General features: G+C 52.9%; 1 protein-coding gene. It reads left to right on the top strand.

What is annotated here, in order from left to right; translation table 11 throughout:
* Window positions 1-1,155: Ig-like domain-containing protein (locus tag ABWW03_RS19905; RefSeq protein WP_353411425.1), on the top strand; the 1,155-nt coding region annotated here is incomplete at both ends.

Raw genomic sequence — 1,155 nt, 5'->3', positions numbered from 1 at the left:
TCAATTACCGCTGCTGCACTCAACAATGCTTCAACAACCAACATTGCCATCAATACACCAGAAGGCGTGTTGACCATTACCGACTTTAACGCTTCAACCGGTGAGGTCACTTACAACTACGATCCAAGTGGAACATCGAAGGATCACAATAGTGGTGAAGTCGTCGATAGCCTGGCGGTAATTGTCACGGACAGTGATGGCACCACCGCGAGTGATAGCCTCGACATTCTGATCACTGATACCGCACCGGTTGCCAATGCCGACATAGATACAACCGATGCCGATACCAATGCAACGGGTAATGTGAGAACCGATGTGGGCGGTGCCGATGTCGATGGTGCCGATGCCGCAGAAATTACGGGCGTTGTAGCCGGTACGCAAACCGGTGACATTACTGGCGGTGTGAACACGGCCATTACCGGAACACTCGGTTCCTTAACGATTCAAGCGGACGGTTCCTACACTTACACCCCAGGTGCCGGCGCAGCCGCTTTGGCCGAAGGTGCAACCGCGACGGACACGTTCAGCTACACCTTAAAAGATGACGACGGCAGTTTCTCAACTACGACGGTCACCATTACCGTTACCGGAACCACCGATGGTGCACCAACCGTTACGATTACCGACAACAACGCTGGCGCTACCGGTGACGAAAGTGTTGTTGAAGACGGAACGTTAACTGGAAACACCTTTACGATCACAGCGCCGGATGGTTTAGGTTCACTCAGCATTGCGGGTCAAAGTATTACGGCGGCTGCACTCAACAATGCTTCAACCACCAACATTACGGTCAGCAATAGTAATGGCGTTCTAACCATCACTGATTACAACGCCGCTACTGGCGTGGTGACGTACAACTACGATCCAGCAGGCACCTCACAAGATCACAGTGGTGCCGAGGTGGTTCACAACTTTGCGATTGTTGTCACAGACAGTGATGGCACCACCGCGAGTGACAGTCTCGATATTCTGATTACCGATACGGCGCCGGTGGCCAACGCCGATACAGACTCAACTGATGCCGATACCAATGCAACAGGCAATGTCAGAACCGATGTCGGTGGTGCGGATGTTGATGGTGCCGATGCCGCAGAAATTACCGGCGTTGTAGCCGGTACGCAAACCGGTGACATTATTGGCGGTGTGAACACGGCT

Source organism: Pseudoteredinibacter isoporae (genome assembly GCF_040372805.1).
Classification (GTDB): domain Bacteria; phylum Pseudomonadota; class Gammaproteobacteria; order Pseudomonadales; family Cellvibrionaceae; genus Pseudoteredinibacter; species Pseudoteredinibacter isoporae_A.
Note: the sequence above shows the minus strand (reverse complement) of the source record. Positions and strands in the feature narration are given on the sequence as shown.